Source organism: Shewanella intestini (assembly GCF_018221465.1).
GTDB lineage: Bacteria > Pseudomonadota > Gammaproteobacteria > Enterobacterales > Shewanellaceae > Shewanella > Shewanella intestini.
This window is the reverse complement of the sequence record NZ_JAAIKR010000042.1, coordinates 1-1,375: the sequence shown is the minus strand read 5'-3', so window position 1 is coordinate 1,375 and position 1,375 is coordinate 1. Positions and strand designations below refer to the sequence as shown.

Below are 1,375 nucleotides of genomic sequence, written 5' to 3'. Positions count from 1 at the left end.
TAATCGGGTAGCCGGAGGTCTCTAGCCTCCAGCCCCCACACCACCCTGCATGCGGCTCCGCACAGGGCGGTTCATTTAGAACACCTAACTCATTTTCTGATTAGGATATTGAACTGCGATCCATCCATCTCTCAGTGAATATAGTCCTGCTTTCTTCAGATACTCATTACTCAGCGCTTGCTGTATCCCTGGAGTTTTTGAGCTACGCCAAGGGCCTTTACTTGTGATACCACAAGCAACGGCGGCTTGAATCCTGACGCCACGTTTAAGTAAATTCTGCACCTTAGTCCGTGGTTTTCGCCACTGACGCCAGTAGCACATACGTACGCGACGACGGATCCAATGGTCTAAATCGACACATCCTTGGTACGCATTGGCTATGCCAAAGTAGTTGATCCAGCCTTGCATGTATTGCCGCACTTTAAACAGCTGATACTCCATACTCACGCCCCAATTTCGGTTCGTTAGCCGTCTCATCTTTTGTTTGAAAATGTGCAATGTTTTAGCATGCCACTGGATCTTTCCTCGGTTAAATGTAAACCCTAGGAACTTGCTTTGACCTACCTTAACCACTTGGCTTTTCTGTTCATTAACAACCAGTTTTAGCTTAGTCGCAAGGTATTGAGTAATGCTCTTGAGTACCCGCTCTCCCGCTCGAATAGACTTTACCAAAATGATGAAATCGTCCGCGTAGCGGGCGAATTTATGCCCTCGGCTTTCCAGCTCTTTATCCAGACTATCCAACATAATGTTTGATAATAATGGCGAGAGAGGACCGCCTTGAGGCACGCCTTCGAAACTTACTTCAAATTGGTCGTTGACCACTACGCCAGCGCGTAGGTATTTACCGATAAGTGCCAACAGACGCTTATCCTGCACCTTGCTCCTAAGTTGAGTCATCAAGAGATCATGATTAACTCGGTCAAAGAACTTAGACAGATCAACATCGATGGCAAATTTGCGTTTCTGTTTGATGATATCCCTTACTTGCAGTACCGCTTGTTTAGCATTTCTGTTCGGCCTAAAGCCAAAGCTGTTAACCGAGAAGAATGGGTCAAACAGTGGTGTGAGTATTTGAGCTATCGCTTGCTGTATCACACGGTCAATGACGTTAGGGATCCCCAATTTACGTTTACCGCCATCGGGTTTGTCGATCTCTACGCGCCTGACTGCTGAGGGTTGGTACTCACCTAGTTCAAGTTGAGTCTTACACTGTTGCCAGCCGCCTTGTTGCATCCAGAGCGGGAAGGCTTCGATGGCCATGCCATCGATGCCTGCCGCGCCTTTATTGGCTTTAACTTGACGCCACGCTCGGTGTAGATTCTCAGGTTCGAGCAATTGTTGAAATAAATCGCTGTTGAAGGCCGGTTGCATA

The 1,375-nt window shown here is 47.5% G+C and carries 1 protein-coding gene; it reads right to left on the bottom strand.

The features are described from left to right. Positions 1-84 precede the first annotated feature (84 nt). A complete protein-coding gene (gene ltrA / locus G3R48_RS17030) occupies positions 85-1,374 on the bottom strand; it encodes a group II intron reverse transcriptase/maturase (RefSeq protein ID WP_212593421.1) in 1,290 nt (429 codons plus the stop codon). Position 1,375: the final 1 nt, after the last annotated feature.

Excerpts from the sequence above, each read along its gene's own strand:
- ltrA (WP_212593421.1), bottom strand. The coding sequence starts at position 1,374 with ATGCAACCGGCCTTCAACAGCGATTTATTTCAACAATTGCTCGAACCT.